This is a genomic window from Clostridium cuniculi, assembly GCF_004353185.1.
Lineage (GTDB): Bacteria > Bacillota > Clostridia > Clostridiales > Clostridiaceae > Clostridium > Clostridium cuniculi.
This window is the reverse complement of the sequence record NZ_SMUS01000005.1, coordinates 109,330-126,671: the sequence shown is the minus strand read 5'-3', so window position 1 is coordinate 126,671 and position 17,342 is coordinate 109,330. Positions and strand designations below refer to the sequence as shown.

Sequence of the window (17,342 nt, the reverse complement as noted above, 5' to 3'; positions counted from 1 at the left end):
ATTAAAGAAAATCATAGGATTTTGAGGTGTAAATATGTCAAATATAATAAAGCCAGAAATTCAAGTTAGAAACTTAGAATTATTTTATGGTGATAATAAAGCATTAAAGAATATTAATTTAGATATAGAATCAAAAAAAGTTACAGCGTTAATAGGACCTTCTGGATGTGGGAAATCTACATTTTTAAGAACTTTAAATAGAATGAATGATTTAATTGAAGGTGTTAAAATTAATGGTGAAATTTTAATTGATGGGAAAGATATATATAAGGACTATGATGAAATAGACCTTAGAAAAAAAGTTGGAATGGTATTCCAAAAACCGAATCCATTTCCTATGTCAATCTATGATAATATAGCTTATGGACCTAGAATACATGGAATAAAAGATAAAAAGACTTTAGATGAAATTGTTGAAAAAAGCTTAAGAGGAGCTGCGCTTTTTGATGAAGTTAAAGATAGATTAAAAAAATCTGCTTTAGGACTTTCAGGAGGACAACAACAAAGATTATGTATAGCTAGAACTATAGCTGTATATCCAGAAATAATCTTAATGGATGAACCTACATCAGCATTAGATCCGATTTCAACTAATAAAATGGAAGAACTTATGGATCAATTAAAGAAGCAATATACAGTTGTAATTGTTACTCATAATATGCAACAAGCTGGAAGAATTGCTGATAAGACTGCATTCTTCTTATCAGGAGAAGTTGTTGAATATGGTAAAACAGAAGATATTTTCTACAGACCTAAGGATAAGAGAACTGAGGATTATATAACTGGAAGATTTGGATAAAATTCAATTTGTGATAGGGAGTGAGATTATGACAAGAAATCTTTTAGACAAGAGAATGAAGTTATTAAGATCCGAACTTGCTGAAATGGGGAGTTTAGTTGAAAAGCAAATATATAATAGTATAGAAGCTTTTAAAAATAAAGATATGCAACTTGTAAAGCAAGTTATGGAAAATGACGATAAAGTTGATGAGTTAAATAGAAAAATCGAAGAACAATGTTTAAAGTTCATGGCTATGGAATCACCAGTTGCTACGGATTTAAGAAAGGTATTTACAACTTCTAAAATAGTAACAGATTTAGAGAGAATGGCTGACTATGCAGTTGATATATGTAAGATTGCTAAAAGAGTTGAACTAGATGTATTAGGTGAAGAATGTGAACCTATTTGGCAAATGGTAGATATATTAAGAAAAATGATTAATAAATCTATTGAAGCATTTGTTGCAGGAGATGTAGATGCAGCTTATGAGATATGTAAGATGGATGATCAAGTTGATATATTATACCGTGGATTATTTAACGATATGTTAAAGAAGATGGCAAAGGATGAGACTATAATCAACAAAGGAGCTCAAATATTATTTGCGTCTAAATACCTTGAAAGAGTTGGAGATCACGTAACAAATATTTGTGAGTGGATAATTTTTTCTGCCAAAGGTGATTATGTAGACTTAAATGAGTAATAATAAAGGATATGGGGTAACCTATATTCTTTTTTTATTTAATAATTTGAAAAATTATATATAGGTATTTTAAAATTTAATTTCAGCAATTAAATTAACTGTTAGTTGACTGAATAAAATTATTAGGTTAATATATCATAGAGATGATAGGTAATTATAGGAGTGGACATTATGAAGAATGTAATAACAAGTGTAATGCCTGATAGTATTGCTGAAGAAGTCGGCATTGAAGAAAATGATATTTTATTATCAGTAAATGGAGAAAAGATAGTTGATATTATAGACTACAGGTTTTTAACTAACGATGAAGAAATAGTATTAGAAATACAAAAACCGAATGGAGAGATTTGGGACTATGAAATAGAAAAAGACTATGGAGAAGAACTAGGTCTTGAATTTGGTGGCGGTATTATGGATAAAGCGAAAAGATGTAGTAATAAATGTATGTTTTGCTTTATAGATCAAAATCCAAAAGGTATGAGAGAAACACTTTATTTTAAGGATGATGATTCACGTCTTTCCTTCCTACAAGGTAATTTTGTTACTTTAACAAATATGAAGGATGAGGATATAGAAAGAATTATAAGATATAGAATAAGCCCTATAAATATTTCAGTGCATACAACAAATCCAGATTTAAGAGTTAAAATGCTTGGTAATAGATTTGCTGGGTCAGTATATGAAAGAATGAAAAAACTTGCAGATGCAGGGATAGAAATGCATTGTCAAATAGTTCTTATACCAGAAGTTAATAATGGAGAAGAGTTAAAAAGAACTATTGCCGAATTATATGAATTATATCCATCAGTTGCCAATATTGCAGTGGTACCAATTGGAGTTACTAAATATAGAGAAGGATTAGTTCAAGTAAAAACATTTAATAAAGAATCAGCAAGAAAAGAATTAGAAATGGTCATGGAGCTTCAAAAGAAGTTTATGGAAGAAATAAATGACCCATTTGTAAGATTTTCTGATGAGTTTTATTTAGTTTCAGGTATAGATGTGCCTGAAGAAGATTTTTATAATGGATATGAGCAAATAGAAGATGGAATAGGTATGATTAGATGCTTTAGAGAAGCCATAAACTATACTGCTCAAGATTTAAATAAAAATATAAAAGGAACTTTTTCAATTCCAACAGGACAACTTGCTTTTGATGAAGTAAGTAATGGAATGAAAAAGTTAATGAAAGTTAACCCTAATATTAAAATAGATACATATAAAATTATTAATCATTTCTTTGGAGAAACAATAACTGTTGCAGGACTTCTTACAGGAACTGATATTATAGGACAATTAAAAGGAAAGATTAATAGCGAGTACTTAATTATGCCTAATAATATGTTTAGAAAAGGATATGAGCTAGGGCCGGCTGAATATATTATGTTAGATGATACAAAGATAGATGATATAGAAAGAGAATTAGGTGTTAAGGTTCTTGTATGTGATCATACAGGAGAAGATATAGTAAGCATAATAAATGATGCGTGTCAGGAGGAAGAAGAATAATGGCAAAACCAATAGTAGCTATAGTTGGAAGACCAAATGTAGGTAAGTCTACATTATTCAATAAATTAGCAGGAAAAAGAATTTCAATAGTTCAAGACACACCAGGTGTAACAAGAGATAGAGTATATGCAGAAGCTGAATGGCTAAATCATACTTTTACTATGATTGATACAGGTGGTATAGAACCAGAAAATCAAGATATAATAGTTAAACAAATGAGAAGACAAGCAAATATCGCTATAGAAACTGCTGACGTTATAATGTTTGTAGTTGATGGTAAGGAAGGTTTAACAGCAGCTGATAATGAAGTTGCTACAATGCTTAGAAAATCTAAAAAACCAGTTGTATTAGTTGTTAATAAAATTGATAACTTAAAGGATGAAGAAAATGCTTGGGAATTCTATAATTTAGGTATAGGTGATCCAGTTGCTATATCAGCAGGTCAAGGAAAAGGTCTTGGAGATATGCTTGATATGGTAGTATCTCACTTTAATTCTATTGGAAGTAAAGATGAAGAAGAAGAAGACATAAAAATTGCTATGATAGGTAAGCCTAATGTAGGTAAGTCATCATTAATAAATAGATTATTAGGTGAGGATAGACTAATAGTATCTGATATAGCTGGTACTACAAGAGATGCTATAGATAGTAAAATTGAAAATGAACTTGGAAAGTTTACTTTAATTGATACTGCAGGTCTTAGAAGAAAGAGCAAAGTTAAAGAAGAAATTGAAAGATATTCAGTTATTAGAACACTTGCTGCAGTTGAAAGAGCTGACGTTTGTATATTGATGATAGATGCAACAGAAGGTGTAACAGAGCAAGATGAAAAGATTATAGGATTTGCTCATGAGTTAAATAAAGCTATAATGGTTATAGTTAATAAGTGGGATCTTATTGAAAAAGATGATAAGACAATGGATAACTATAAGAAAGATTTACAAAGCAAACTTAAGTTTATAAAGTATGCTAAGTTCTTATTTATATCAGCATTAACAGGACAAAGAGCGCATAAGGTTCTTGAAGTTGCTAAAGAGTGTTATGATAATTATGATAAGAGAGTTGGAACTGGTGTATTAAATGATGTTATTAGTAAAGCTATATTAATGAAAGAGCCGCCAGTTGTAGCATTAAAGAGATTAAAGATATATTATGCTACTCAAGTAGCTACAAAACCACCAAAGTTTGTATTCTTTGTTAATGATGTAAATGCAAGACATTTCTCATATGAAAGATATTTAGAGAATCAATTAAGGGATAATTTTGATTTCAGTGGAACTGGAATACAAATAGAATATAGGGAGAGAAAGGATAGTTAATTATGAGTAAAGTGACTTTTTTAGGCGGAGGAAGTTTCGGGATTTCTTTAGCTATTTTATTAGCAAACAAAGGAAATACAGTAGCGGTATACGATAGAGATAACACTGTTGTAGAGGATATTAATATAAACAGACGAAATGATAAGTTTATTAAGGGATTAGATGTGCCTAAAAATGTTACGGCTTATAATACTTTGGAAGAAGCTATTGTAGATAGTGATTATGTAGTATTAGCTGTTCCATCCCATGTAATAAGAAGTGCTTCTAGAAGCCTTAAAGGATTAATAGATGAAACAATACCTGTAATTTGCATTGCAAAGGGAATTGAAGAAGGTACTAATAAAACTTTAGTTGAAGTTATTGAAGAAGAGGTTGCAAACCCTGTTGTAGTATTATCTGGTCCAAGTCATGCAGAAGAGGTTGCATTTAATATTCCAACCACTGTACTTACTTCAGCTAGAAATATGAAAGTAGCTGAAGAAGTTCAAGATTTATTTATGACTAAAACATTTAGGGTATATACTAATGATGATTTAGTTGGAGTTGAAGTTGGAGGAGCTGTTAAGAATATTATAGCTCTTGCTGCTGGTATATGTGATGGTTTAGGTTATGGAGATAATACAAAGGCGGCATTAATGACAAGAGGTATGGCTGAGATAGTAAGAATAGGTACTAAGCTTGGTGGAAAAATTGAAACATTCTTAGGTCTTACTGGTATGGGAGATTTAATAGTTACTTGTACTAGTATGCATTCAAGAAATAGAAGAGCTGGTTACTTAATAGGAACTGGTAAAACTAGAGAAGAAGCAGTAGAAGAAGTAGGAATGGTTGTTGAAGGAATAAAAGCTTGTTATGCATTTTATAATTTAAAAGAAAAGTTAAATGTTGAAATGCCAATAACAGATGCTCTTTATAAAGTTCTTTTTGAAGGTAAAGATGCAAAGAAAATGGTTGGTGAGCTATTAGAAAGAGATAAAAAAGCTGAAAACTATTAATAAAAAGGTGAAATTACAAAACTGTAATTTCACCTTTTTTATTAGAATTTATTAGGTGTAATGGGATTTTTACTTAGCTTTACTAGTAGATTAAGATAGTAATAAAAATAATATTGTATTATGTAAAAATAAAATTTAAAAGTACATCATAAATAGTTAGATTGTAACATATTGTTAAGTATATAGATACTTAAGAAGAAAGTTAACTTTAGTACAAGAATCCTAAAAATTAAAATTTTGATTTAAAGGAATAAAGTTTAAAAAATAGTATACTTTTTTTGGATTAGGAATATATATATAGTGTTAAAAATAAATAGGAGGGTGTACTTATGGGCGATTTCAATATATATAAGGATATTGCAGAAAGGACTCAAGGTGACATATACTTAGGTGTTGTTGGACCAGTTAGAACTGGAAAGTCTACATTTATTAAAAAATTTATGGACCTTATGGTTATACCAAAGATTGATAATGCTTATAAAAAGGAAAGAGCTAAGGATGAATTGCCACAAAGTGGATCAGGTAAAACTATCCATACTACGGAACCTAAATTCGTTCCAAATGAGGCTGTAGAAATAACTATTGATGAGGATATTAAATTAAAGGTTAGAATGGTAGATTGTGTGGGGTATATAGTTAAGGGGGCTTTAGGATATTTAGAAGATGAAGAACCTAAGATGGTTAATACTCCATGGTATGAATATGAAATACCATTTGAAGATGCTGCTGAAATAGGGACAAGAAAGGTTATAACAGATCATTCAACTGTTGGACTTTTAGTAACTACTGATGGTAGCATTACAGGGATAGATAGAGAGGAATACTTAGAGGCTGAAGAAAGGGTAGTAGAAGAGCTTAAAGCAATTAATAAACCTTTCATAGTTGTACTTAATACCAAAAACATAAACTCTCCTGAAACAGATGCATTAAAGAGTGAGCTAGAGAAAAAGTATGATGTAGAAGTTCAGGTTATGGATGTTTATAATATGACAGAAAAAGATATTGAGAATTTATTTAAGCATGTACTTAAGGAATTCCCTGTGAAAGAAATAAATATAGACATGCCTATTTGGGTTGAAAACTTAGAGCCAGAACATTGGTTGAAAAAAGAATTTTTTAAGATTGTTAAGGGAATGTGTCAAAGTGTAGATAAAATAAGAGACATAAAACCAGCCTTTAGTGAAGCCAAAGAAAATGAAAATTTAAGTGCATCAGATTTAAGTGAAATAAATCTTGGTGAAGGGACTGCAAGAATATTACTTAAACCAAGTGAAACTATTTTTTATAAAGTACTTAGTGAAAATTGCGATTCTGAAATTGAAAGTGAGAGCGATTTAATAGCTCTTATGAAAGATTTAAATATCGCAAAACGTGAATATGATAAGATTAAGGATGCTTTAGTTGATGTTAGGGAAACAGGATATGGTCTTGTTGCACCTCAATTAAGTGAAATGAAATTTGAAGAGCCTGAAATAGTTAAACAAGGAACTAAGTTTGGAGTTAAACTAAAGGCTAGTGCTCCATCATTACATTTCATTAAGGCAGATATTAAAACTGAAATTAGTCCGATAATGGGATCAGAAAAAGAAAGTGAAGAGTTAGTTAATGCTCTTATGGAACAATTTGATAAAGACCCGGTATCATTATGGCAAAGTAATATGTTTGGTAAGTCTTTAGAAGTGTTAGTTAAAGAGGGATTACAAAATAAATTATATAAGATGCCAGAAGATGTTCAAGTGAAAATTCAAAAGACTCTTCAAAAGATTATTAACGAAGGAAATGGCGGGTTGATTTGTATAATTCTATAACATAAACATAACCTACTACTAAGATAATTAGTGGTAGGTTATTTTTATGTTATAAATAAGTTAAAAAACTAATTTTTTTCATATTTTAGTGTAGAGTACATTATTATCTGAATAGAATATATTAAGCAGATAGTATTATGCTTAATATATTATAGTGAAGAGGGATAGTATGGAAAGCAGATTTTGTACCTATAAAAGAGTAGGATATTTAAGGCAAAAAGTAGCCAATGAGTTAGGTATAGAGTTTACTGGAGTAATATATGCATCCCCAGGAGTGCTTAAGCATATTATAAAGAGGCATGGTAGGCAGTTAGATAGAAGGACTAGAGATGGCATTCTTGAGTGGATGAAAAAAATATTAGAAGAACCCGACTATATTGGTATTTATAAAAATGAAGGGGGACAGACTGCTGTAGAATTTATTAAGAGAGTTTATACTAATTTGCTTTTAGGAGTTGAAGTAGATAAGGAAAATCAGTATATCTATGTAACAACAATGTACCCAATAACTGATAAGAAGATAGAGAACAGAATTTATAGTGGTAAGTTAATTGATATTAAAGGAAAAAAATAATTTATTTGATATAATTTTTTTCAAAATGTATAATATGTATATGTAAATAACAATGATTATTGAGGTGAGAAAGGGCTCCTCATACGCTGAAGATTTCAGTAAACAGAGATGCAGGAAATGTCGACCTGCCAATAATCAAACTGAAAAATATTGCGAACTAAAGCGTTAATGCCGTGATGCCGAAAATTAATGATATAACCTCCATTAAGTCATATAATTTCGCTAAGAATTTATATTATTATTTCCATAAAATTAGCTAAAGCTTATTATATAATACTTTCTTCCGGTTATATCATTAATTTTTCTCTATCACTAGCTTTAAAGATTAGGTCTGCAATTAAAAAAAGAAATACTCATAAAGTTAATGTTCTGTGCTATAAATTATTTTGATAGAATAATTATCTTTTAATTTAAAAAGTTTTGTTTTATCCAGGTTAAAATACTTTTAGTTAACGACTTGTCATATAACATGTAGCAAAAGACATTAACTGCAAGGTGTTATGCTATAGGTAGTTACGTGAAAAAAAGAAAAAATGAAATATTAATTTGGAAGGACCATTGAAATTAAGCCGTAGAATTTAATAATTGATGGAGTAAAGTTGCGTAAAGAAGTTTTTACTGTTTGAGCGAATAGCGAGTTTAAAAACTTTAGCAAACTTTACGCAATCAATTATATAAATTCTAGGTGAAAATTTCACGGTTACTGGAAAATAAATATTTCATTTTTTCGCTTCCACGTAACGAACAATTTAGTTATATTGCGATAGTAGATGAAGAATTTAAAAAACTGGAGGAAAAAATGAAGAAAATAGCAGTAGTATTTAATGGTGGAACAATATCAATGAAGGTGGATGAAAGAATAAAGGCTGCTGTACCAAGTTTGACTGGAGAAGAGATAATGTCAATGGTTACAGGAATAGAGGAATTCGCAGATATAGAATCCTATAGCTTTTCAAGCCTTCCATCACCACATATGACTTTTAAAACTATGTTAGAATTAAGCAAATTTACTAAAGACTTATTAGATAGAAATGATATTGATGGAGTTGTAATAACTCATGGAACTGATACTTTAGAAGAAACTGCATATCTTTTAGATTTAACTATAAAAAGTGAAAAGCCAGTTGTAATTACTGGAGCTATGAGAAGTGGATCAGAATTAGGCTATGATGGACCATCAAACTTAGCAGCATCAATTTGTACTGCTATTTCAGATGATGCAAAGAAAAGAGGAGTGCTTGTTTGCTTTAATGGTGAATTGAATTCAGCATCAGAAGTAACAAAGGCAAACTCTATGGCGTTAAATGCCTTTAGAACACCTAATTTTGGACCTATTGGAATAGTTGATAATAATAAAGTAATGTTTTATAGAGAAACTAAAAATACTGAAAAATATGATGTAGAAGAAATAAAAAGGGATGTTGCATTAATAAAATGTGTTGCAGATATGGATTCTTCGTTTATTGATTTTGTAATAGAGAAAGGTTATGGTGGAATAGTTATTGAAGCATTAGGAAGAGGAAATGTTCCGCCTAAAATGGTAGATGGCATAAAATCAGCCTTAAATAAAGGAATACCTGTAGTTGTAGTTTCTAGATGTTTTGAAGGAAGAGTTCATGAATCTTATGGCTATGAAGGTGGAGGGAAGATGCTTAAAGATCTAGGTGTGATTTTTGGAGATACCCTTCCAGGACAAAAAGCAAGAATAAAATTAGCTTTAGCAATAAATAGCACAATAGATAAAGAAGAAATTAAGAAACAATTTTAATAATACGAATATTACATAATATAATAATAGGAATATACGGAAAATATTGACTTATGGAAAATTATGAGATATAATTTGACTATAAGATAACTCGTATTCTAATGATAAACAGGGATATTTATTATATACCTATTACGATGTAAAAATTATGACTATGAGTTCTAAAATGTGAAATAACTGTAAAGTGTTATCTTGATAGCGCTTTGCAGTTTTTTATTTTATTTTGAAGTTATTTAGGATAGACAAGGATTAATTAGCCTTATCTTATTCTTAAACTTAAATATATAAATAAAAAGGGGGATTTTTAATGCAAACTTTAACTAAAAAAGAAAAGTTATTACCTATTTTTTCAAACAAAAATGTTGATATTAAAAAAGAAATGCTAGCAGGACTAACAACATTTTTGACAATGGCGTATATTATTGCAGTTAATCCAAGTATTTTATCAGCTTCAGGCATGCCTGTTGGGCCATTAGTTACAGCAACATGTTTAGCTGCTGCAATAGCATGTATACTTATGGGGTTGTTTGCTAATTTACCATTTGCATTAGCATCAGGAATGGGATTAAATGCTTATTTTGCTTATACTGTTGTAGGGCAAATGGGAATTTCGTGGAAGGTTGCTTTAACAGCTGTATTTGTTGAGGGTATTATATTTATAATTTTATCATTATTTAAAATTAGAGAAGCAGTTGTAAATGCTATTCCTAAAAATATGAAGTTAGCAGTAACAGGTGGTATTGGATTATTTATAGCATTTATTGGAATGGTTAATTCAGGATTAGTTGTTGCAAATGAATCAACAATGGTTTCATTAGGGGTATTTACGCCAAATGTAATAATAACAATTATAGGACTTATAATTATAACTGTTTTAGATAAAAAAGGAGTAAGAGGGCCTATTCTTTGGGGAATATTAATTTCAGCTATTATAGGATGGTGCTTTGCTTTAATTGATAATGAAGCAGCTGCAGCATTGGGAATTTATTTACCAACTGGTGTATTTAAGTTTGAAGGTATCGGAGAAATTGCAGGAAAAATTGATTTAGGATATGTATTTAGTGGTGAAAATATTAGAATGTTTATTACTGTAGTATTTACTTTCTTATTTGTAGACTTCTTTGATACAGTAGGAACTTTAGTTGGTGTTTGTTCTAAGGCTAAGATGTTAGATGAGGAAGGTAATGTGCCAAATGCCGGAAGAGCTCTTTTAGTGGATGCTATAGGAACTACAGCAGGAGCAGTATTAGGAGTATCTACAGTTACTACTTATGTTGAAAGTTCTACTGGTGTTGCTGCTGGGGGGAGAACAGGATTTACTTCTATTACAACAGGAGTATTGTTTTTAATTGCTATGTTTTTCTCACCAATATTTATAGCTATTCCTAGTTGTGCAACTGCACCTGCGTTAATTTATGTTGGTTATTTAATGCTTGGAGCTATTAAGGAGATAGATTTTGATAATATAACAGAAGGAGTACCAGCATTTCTAACAATTGCAGCTATGCCTTTAACTTATAGTATTGGTGATGGTCTAACTCTTGGAATATTATCATACGTTATAATTAATTTATTATATAATTTATTCAACAAAAAGGGAGATAAAGTAAAAATTTCCTGGGTAATGTATGTTTTAGCAGTAGTATTTATATTGAAAATAATATTATTATAAAATTTATTTATTAAAGGTTGCATCAAATTTAAGGTATGAATATGATTGTAATATTCATACCTTCATTTATGCAATCTTTTTTATATAAAAAATAAATGTTAACAATTTGTGAACAAAATATTGACATAGAATCTAATAAGGTTATAAACTAGGATATAATAAAAGAAATTTATTTAATATATATAAATTAGAATTAATAATCCATAGAAGGTAAGGAGAATAAATATGATAAGGAGCATGACTAGCTTTGGAAGAAGCAGCAGTGAAGAAGGCGAAAAAAGAGTTTTTACTGTTGAAATGAAAAGCGTAAATAGCAGATATTTAGATATAAATATTAGAATGCCTAAAACTTTAATTTCTTTAGAAGAAGAAATTAGAAAAATGATAAGTAATTCACTTAATAGAGGAAAAGTTGATGTATTTATTAATTTAAAGAATTACAATGATGGTAGTGGAATTCCAAAGGTTGATATTGACTTAGCTCAAGGATATTTAGAGTGCCTTAAGGAAATAGAAACAAAATTAGGTGTAAAGAATGATATTTCAGTAATGCAAATTGCAAGATTTCCAGAAGTTATTACTGTAGTTGAAGAAGAAGATAAAATTGAAGAAGTTTGGAAAGAACTTAAACCACTTATAAATGACTCTCTAGAAATGATGATTGGAATGAGAGAAGTTGAAGGTAATAAGTTAAAAGAAGATATTTTATCTAAAATTTCTGTTATAGAAGAATTAGTTTCAAAAGTTGAAGAATTTGCAGATACTATCCCAAAAGCCTTTAAAATGAAGCTTGAAGAAAGAGTAAAAGAGCTATTAGGAAATGTTGAGATAGATGAAAGTAGAATTGCTATGGAAGTTTGCATGTTAGCAGATAAAGCAACTGTAGATGAGGAAATAATAAGACTTAGAAGTCACATCAACCAAGTTAGAGAAACCTTAAATTTAAATGATCCAATTGGTAGAAAACTTGATTTTATAGTTCAAGAAATGAATAGAGAAACTAATACTATTGGTTCAAAATCTAGTGATATCCAAATGACTAATATAGTTATTGATATAAAAAATATACTTGAGAAGATAAGAGAGCAAGTACAAAATATAGAATAATAGGAGGATAGTAATGGGAATAAAATTGATAAACATTGGTTTTGGTAATATAGTTTCAGCTAATAGACTTGTTGCAATAGTTAGCCCAGAATCAGCACCGATTAAAAGAATAATCCAAGAAGCCAGAGATAGAGGTATGCTTATTGATGCAACTTATGGAAGAAGAACAAGAGCTGTTATAATAACTGATAGTGATCATGTTATATTATCAGCAGTTCAACCAGAAACTGTTGCACATAGATTAGTAGCTAAAGATGAAACTGTAGATGAGGTTGATGAATAATGAAAAATAATAGAGGACTATTAATTGTAATTTCCGGTCCTTCAGGTGCAGGAAAGGGAACAATATGTAAAGCGCTTTTAGAAAAGCGTGATGACTTATTTATTTCTGTTTCTGCAACAACAAGAAGTCCAAGAGCTGGAGAAGTAGATGGTGTAAATTATCACTTCTTAACTAAAGAAGATTTTATTTCTAGAGTAGAAAGCAATGATTTCTTAGAGTATGCTGAAGTACATGGAAATATGTATGGAACTCCAAAGTTCAAAGTAGAAGAAATGTTAGCTGAAGGAAAGAATGTTATTTTAGAAATAGACATTCAAGGTGCCTTAAAAGTTAAAGAAAACTTCAGTGAAGGGGTATTTATATTTATATTACCTCCATCAATGGAAGAATTAAAACAAAGAATAATTAAAAGAGGCAGCGAAACAGAAGAATCATTAATGACAAGATTTAAAAATGCATATCAAGAAATAAATTATGTTTCTAAATATAATTATGCAGTAGTTAATGATGAAGTTGAGACGGCAGTTAATAAAATAGAAGGAATAATTGCCGCAGAAAAATGTAGAGTAGATAGAATAAAAGATACAATATTAGATTCTAAGGAGGGCTTAATTCATGAACAACTCTATGATTAATCCATCAGTGGTGGACTTATTAAAAAAGGTAGAAGATAGATATTCACTAGTTATAGTAACATCAAGAAGGGCAAGACAAATAATAGATGGGAATGAACCATTAACATCAAATCCTTCAAAGAAACCATTAACAATAGCAATTAATGAGGTTAATGAAGGATTAATTAGTTATCATAAAAATAATGAAGGAATAAAGTAATCATGAGTAAATGTGTTGTTATTGGCGTTACTGGAGGGATTGCAGTCTATAAGGCTTTAGATGTTATCAGTGCTTTAAGAAAAAAGGATATAGAAGTTCATGTTATCATGACTGAAAGTGCATCTAAGTTTGTAAACCCATTAACATTCCAATCTATTAGTCAAAATATGGTTGTTACTGATATGTTTGCAGAACCAAAGGCTTGGGAAATTCAACATATATCATTAGCTCAAAAAGCTGACTTAATGTTAATAGCTCCAGCAACAGCAAATATAATAGGAAAAGTTGCAAATGGCATAGCAGATGATATGTTATCTACAACTATAATGGCGGCAGCTAAGGCGAAAGTAATATTTGCACCAGCTATGAACACTAACATGTATCAAAATAGAATAGTTCAAGGAAACATAGAAAAGCTAAAAAGTTATGGATATGAATTTATTGAACCAGCTAGTGGAAGGTTAGCATGTGGAGATATTGGTATTGGAAAACTTGCAGATGTTAATACAATTGTAGAAAGAGTATTAACAGAGTTAAGTGATAAAGAGCAAGATTTAAAAGGTAAGAAGGTGCTTGTAAGCGCTGGACCAACTATTGCCCCTATTGATCCTGTAAGATATTTAACTAATAGATCAACAGGGAAAATGGGCTATGCTATAGCTGAAGAAGCTAGAGATAGAGGTGCAGAAGTTATTTTAGTTTCAGGACCTACAAATTTAAATCCACCAAAGAACGTAAGAATAATAAACATAAAAACTAATGAAGAAATGAAAAATGAAATTTTTAATAACTTTGAATGGGCAGATATAGTTATTAAATCAGCAGCTGTTGCTGATTATAAGCCTAAAGAATATAGCAAAGAAAAAATCAAAAAAGGTGAGGGTGATTTAAATATTTGCTTAACTAGAGATAATGATATATTAAAGTCTTTAGGAGATATAAAAACTCACCAAGTTTTAGTTGGATTTGCAGCAGAAAGTAATGATGTCTTAAAGAATGCAGAGAAAAAACTAAAAAACAAGAATTTAGATTTTATAGTTGCAAATGATATTACATCTTCTGATACTGGTTTTGGTAGTGAAGACAATAAAGTAGTTATTATTTCAAAAAATAATGAAAAGTTAGAACTAGAAAAAATGAGTAAAAAAGAAGTTGCAAGTAATATATTTGACATGATTTTAGAAAAGCGCTAATTGCGCTTTTCTTTATATACAAGATTGTTAAGAAAATGTAATTATTCAATGAACTCTTATGAGTTTAAATTTAATTGTGAACTTTAAGTGTATAGCAATTAAGGTAGAGTGAGGGTGATAAATTGAATTTATATGCTGAAATAATATTAAATTCAGAAGCATTGGAAATTGATAGACCTTTTACATATAAGATTCCTGTAGAGCTTGAAGAAAAAGTTCAGGTAGGGCAAATAGTAAAAGTTCCATTTGGAATGGGCAATAAGACATCAGAAGGTTTTGTGCTTTCTATAAAGGGAGAAAATGAAGTTAACATAAGTTTTAAAGTTAAAAAAATTTCTGCAATAATAACAGATGAGCCTATTATAGATGAAGATGATATTAAGCTTATTAATTTTTTAAGAGAAAAGTACTTGTGTAAATATATTGATGCATTTAGATTGCTTATTCCTGTTGGAATTATGAAAGGTGCTAAAAGTAAAAATAAAAAGGTAATAGTATTTAAAAGCGATGATTTAAGTTGTATAAAAAAACCTGAAGGATATATAGAAATTATTAACTTTTTGAAGGAAAATTCAGGTAAATATACAAAAAGTGAACTTATTAATGTTAACTCAATATCTCAATACAAATTAAATAAATTAATTGAAAAAGGATTATTAGTAGTAGAAGAAGAGACTGTTTTTAGGTATAATAATAGAACTTACAATATAGATTCTGAAAAAGAGTTAACCTTTGAGCAAAAACATGTTCTTGATGAATATAATAATTCTGGCAATAATTTATTTTTACTTAAAGGTGTTACTGGTTCAGGTAAAACAGAAGTATATATGAGAATGGTTGAAGAAGTCTTAGAAAAAAATCAATCAGCTATCGTTTTAGTTCCTGAAATATCATTAACTCCTCAAATGATTGAAAGATTTAAAGGGAGATTTGGAAGAGATGTTGCTTTGTTTCATAGCAAGTTATCTGATGGAGAAAGATTTGATGAGTGGTTTAGAGTAAAAGAAGGTAAGGCTAAACTTGTAGTAGGAGCAAGAAGTGCTATTTTTTTACCTGTAAAAAATTTAGGACTTATCATTATTGATGAGGAACATGAAAACACATATAAATCAGATCAAAATCCTAAATATCAGACTAAAGAGGTTGCAGAATTTTTAAGTGAGCAAAAAGGTTGTAGGGTGGTCTTAGGATCGGCTACACCAACTATAGAAACTTATTATAGAGCTTTGACAGGTGACTTAAAATTATTAGAATTAAATTCAAGAGTTGATGGTAAAGCTATGCCTCCTATGAAGGTTATTGATATGAGAAATGAATTAAGAAGTGGAAATATATCTTTATTTAGCAGAGAACTTTTTAGAGATATGCAAGAAAAACTTTCTAAAGGAGAGCAGATAATATTATTCTTAAATAGAAGAGGATTTTCTACTTTTGTATCATGTAGAAGTTGTGGATATGTATTTAAGTGTGAGGAATGTGATATTTCTATGACATATCATAGAAGTGGACTTCTTGTTTGTCATTATTGTGGAAAAACAAAAAGAGCTCCTCAAAAGTGTCCAAAATGTGATAGTAAATATGTTAAGTTTTTTGGTGCAGGAACTGAAAGAGTTGAGGAAGAGGTAAAAAAATATTTTAAGGATGCTAGAGTTTTAAGAATGGATGTTGATACCACAAGAGGTAAAGACTCTTATGAAAAGATTTATAACACATTCAAAGAGGGAAAAGCTGATATTCTTATAGGAACTCAAATGATTTCGAAAGGTCTTGATTTTAAAAATGTTACTCTTGTAGGTATATTAGCAGCGGATATGTCTATAAATATACCGGACTATAGAGCTGCAGAAAGAACTTTTCAGATAATTACTCAGGTTGCAGGAAGAGCAGGACGTGGAGAAAAGCAGGGTAAAGTAGTAATACAAACATATACTCCAGAACATTATAGTTTAGAATATGCTGTTAATTATGATTATGAAGGGTTTTATGAGAAAGAATTTACAGTTAGAGCATTAATGAAATATCCACCTTTTGGTAAGATATTATTAATAAATGGTATATCAAAAAAAGAGGATTTATTGAAGAGCTTTATGCATAAAATATCTAATGTGATAAAACCATTAGTTGAAAAGGAAGTAGAGGTTGATATTTTAGGTCCAATACCATGTTTAGTAGCTAAAGTTAAAGAAAATTATAGATGGCAAATTGTGATAAAAGGTGAATTTGAATCAGAATTTGCTAAAAAAATTAAAGAACTACTTTATGATGAGAACAAGAACGTATATAATGATATACGAATAAGTATGGATATAAATCCAAATAATTTATTCTAGGAGGAAATAAAATGGCAATTAGAACTATTAGAACTATGGGAGACGATGTTTTAAGAAAGAAGTGTAAAGAGGTTACTGAGATAACTAAGAGAGAAATAACTCTTATTAATGATATGGTAGATACTATGTTTGAAGCAAATGGTGTTGGATTAGCTGCACCACAAGTTGGAATACTTAAGAGAATATTTGTTATAGATATTGATGATGAAAATGGAACAATGGTATTTATTAATCCAGAAATTTTAGAAACTAGTGGAACTCAATGTGGTGAAGAGGGCTGCTTAAGTGTACCTGGAGAATTTAGTGAAGTAGAAAGACCAAATTACGTAAAGGTTAAAGCGCTAAATGAAAAGGGTGAAGAGTTTATTTTAGAGGGAGAAGGATTATTAGCAAGAGCTATATTACATGAAAATGATCACTTAGATGGTGTTTTATATGTAGATCTTGTAAAGTAGGAGGTATTTAT

The 17,342-nt window shown here is 29.7% G+C and carries 16 protein-coding genes; all 16 read left to right on the top strand.

Going from position 1 to position 17,342, the window contains the following annotated elements:
- The first annotated feature begins 34 nt into the window (after window positions 1-34).
- The 16 genes from pstB to def all read left to right on the top strand — a co-directional run bounded on the left by pstB (window position 35) and on the right by def (window position 17,331).
- Window positions 35-799: a phosphate ABC transporter ATP-binding protein PstB gene (gene pstB / locus EJJ37_RS03680; RefSeq protein WP_133014238.1), complete on the top strand. Its 765-nt coding sequence runs from the start codon at window positions 35-37 to the stop codon at window positions 797-799.
- Between the two features lie 28 nt (window positions 800-827).
- The gene (gene phoU, locus EJJ37_RS03675; RefSeq protein ID WP_133014237.1) at window positions 828-1,484 is read left to right on the top strand and encodes a phosphate signaling complex protein PhoU; all 657 of its coding nucleotides are present in this window, start codon (window positions 828-830) and stop codon (window positions 1,482-1,484) included.
- Window positions 1,485-1,655: 171 nt separating this feature from the next.
- On the top strand, window positions 1,656-2,993 hold the full coding sequence (locus tag EJJ37_RS03670) for a DUF512 domain-containing protein (protein ID WP_133014236.1): 1,338 nt from the start codon (window positions 1,656-1,658) through the stop codon (window positions 2,991-2,993).
- Window positions 2,993-4,312, top strand: a complete 1,320-nt coding sequence (gene der, locus EJJ37_RS03665; RefSeq protein ID WP_133014235.1) for a ribosome biogenesis GTPase Der — start codon at window positions 2,993-2,995, stop codon at window positions 4,310-4,312. Before EJJ37_RS03670 ends, der begins: the two co-directional genes overlap by 1 nt.
- A 2-nt stretch (window positions 4,313-4,314) precedes the next feature.
- Window positions 4,315-5,307 carry an NAD(P)H-dependent glycerol-3-phosphate dehydrogenase gene (locus tag EJJ37_RS03660; protein WP_133014234.1) on the top strand — a complete coding sequence of 331 codons (993 nt, stop codon included), beginning with the start codon at window positions 4,315-4,317 and terminating at the stop codon, window positions 5,305-5,307.
- A gap of 329 nt (window positions 5,308-5,636) precedes the next feature.
- Window positions 5,637-7,115 (top strand): stage IV sporulation protein A, encoded by a 1,479-nt coding sequence (gene spoIVA, locus EJJ37_RS03655; protein ID WP_133014233.1) that lies wholly within the window; start codon window positions 5,637-5,639, stop codon window positions 7,113-7,115.
- A 169-nt stretch (window positions 7,116-7,284) separates the two neighbouring features.
- Window positions 7,285-7,689, top strand: coding sequence for a PBECR3 domain-containing polyvalent protein (locus EJJ37_RS03650; RefSeq protein WP_133014232.1), 405 nt, complete (start codon window positions 7,285-7,287; stop codon window positions 7,687-7,689).
- Window positions 7,690-8,488: 799 nt separating this feature from the next.
- The gene (locus EJJ37_RS03645) at window positions 8,489-9,457 is read left to right on the top strand and encodes an asparaginase (protein WP_133014231.1); all 969 of its coding nucleotides are present in this window, start codon (window positions 8,489-8,491) and stop codon (window positions 9,455-9,457) included.
- Between the two features lie 307 nt (window positions 9,458-9,764).
- Window positions 9,765-11,129, top strand: a complete 1,365-nt coding sequence (locus EJJ37_RS03640) for an NCS2 family permease (RefSeq protein ID WP_133014230.1) — start codon at window positions 9,765-9,767, stop codon at window positions 11,127-11,129.
- A gap of 225 nt (window positions 11,130-11,354) precedes the next feature.
- On the top strand, window positions 11,355-12,236 hold the full coding sequence (locus EJJ37_RS03635; protein WP_133014229.1) for a YicC/YloC family endoribonuclease: 882 nt from the start codon (window positions 11,355-11,357) through the stop codon (window positions 12,234-12,236).
- Between the two features lie 13 nt (window positions 12,237-12,249).
- The gene (gene remA, locus EJJ37_RS03630) at window positions 12,250-12,519 is read left to right on the top strand and encodes an extracellular matrix/biofilm regulator RemA (protein ID WP_005213529.1); all 270 of its coding nucleotides are present in this window, start codon (window positions 12,250-12,252) and stop codon (window positions 12,517-12,519) included.
- Entirely contained in the window at window positions 12,519-13,154 is a 636-nt protein-coding gene (gene gmk / locus EJJ37_RS03625; RefSeq protein WP_193553910.1) for a guanylate kinase, read from the top strand. Before remA ends, gmk begins: the two co-directional genes overlap by 1 nt.
- Window positions 13,135-13,353 (top strand): DNA-directed RNA polymerase subunit omega, encoded by a 219-nt coding sequence (gene rpoZ / locus EJJ37_RS03620; RefSeq protein ID WP_133014227.1) that lies wholly within the window; start codon window positions 13,135-13,137, stop codon window positions 13,351-13,353. The genes gmk and rpoZ overlap by 20 nt, the downstream gene beginning before the upstream one ends.
- Before the next feature lie 2 nt (window positions 13,354-13,355).
- Window positions 13,356-14,546, top strand: coding sequence for a bifunctional phosphopantothenoylcysteine decarboxylase/phosphopantothenate--cysteine ligase CoaBC (coaBC, locus tag EJJ37_RS03615; protein WP_133014226.1), 1,191 nt, complete (start codon window positions 13,356-13,358; stop codon window positions 14,544-14,546).
- A gap of 122 nt (window positions 14,547-14,668) precedes the next feature.
- On the top strand, window positions 14,669-16,876 hold the full coding sequence (gene priA / locus EJJ37_RS03610; protein WP_133014225.1) for a primosomal protein N': 2,208 nt from the start codon (window positions 14,669-14,671) through the stop codon (window positions 16,874-16,876).
- Window positions 16,877-16,887: 11 nt separating this feature from the next.
- Window positions 16,888-17,331, top strand: coding sequence for a peptide deformylase (def, locus tag EJJ37_RS03605; RefSeq protein WP_133014224.1), 444 nt, complete (start codon window positions 16,888-16,890; stop codon window positions 17,329-17,331).
- Window positions 17,332-17,342: the final 11 nt, after the last annotated feature.

Bases quoted from the DNA above. Each gene is read 5' to 3' on its own strand.
- pstB (WP_133014238.1), top strand. From the start codon at position 35: ATGTCAAATATAATAAAGCCAGAAATTCAAGTTAGAAACTTAGAATTA.
- phoU (WP_133014237.1), top strand. From the start codon at position 828: ATGACAAGAAATCTTTTAGACAAGAGAATGAAGTTATTAAGATCCGAA.
- EJJ37_RS03670 (WP_133014236.1), top strand. From the start codon at position 1,656: ATGAAGAATGTAATAACAAGTGTAATGCCTGATAGTATTGCTGAAGAA.
- der (WP_133014235.1), top strand. From the start codon at position 2,993: ATGGCAAAACCAATAGTAGCTATAGTTGGAAGACCAAATGTAGGTAAG.
- EJJ37_RS03660 (WP_133014234.1), top strand. From the start codon at position 4,315: ATGAGTAAAGTGACTTTTTTAGGCGGAGGAAGTTTCGGGATTTCTTTA.
- spoIVA (WP_133014233.1), top strand. From the start codon at position 5,637: ATGGGCGATTTCAATATATATAAGGATATTGCAGAAAGGACTCAAGGT.
- EJJ37_RS03650 (WP_133014232.1), top strand. From the start codon at position 7,285: ATGGAAAGCAGATTTTGTACCTATAAAAGAGTAGGATATTTAAGGCAA.
- EJJ37_RS03645 (WP_133014231.1), top strand. From the start codon at position 8,489: ATGAAGAAAATAGCAGTAGTATTTAATGGTGGAACAATATCAATGAAG.
- EJJ37_RS03640 (WP_133014230.1), top strand. From the start codon at position 9,765: ATGCAAACTTTAACTAAAAAAGAAAAGTTATTACCTATTTTTTCAAAC.
- EJJ37_RS03635 (WP_133014229.1), top strand. From the start codon at position 11,355: ATGATAAGGAGCATGACTAGCTTTGGAAGAAGCAGCAGTGAAGAAGGC.
- remA (WP_005213529.1), top strand. From the start codon at position 12,250: ATGGGAATAAAATTGATAAACATTGGTTTTGGTAATATAGTTTCAGCT.
- gmk (WP_193553910.1), top strand. From the start codon at position 12,519: ATGAAAAATAATAGAGGACTATTAATTGTAATTTCCGGTCCTTCAGGT.
- rpoZ (WP_133014227.1), top strand. From the start codon at position 13,135: ATGAACAACTCTATGATTAATCCATCAGTGGTGGACTTATTAAAAAAG.
- coaBC (WP_133014226.1), top strand. From the start codon at position 13,356: ATGAGTAAATGTGTTGTTATTGGCGTTACTGGAGGGATTGCAGTCTAT.
- def (WP_133014224.1), top strand. From the start codon at position 16,888: ATGGCAATTAGAACTATTAGAACTATGGGAGACGATGTTTTAAGAAAG.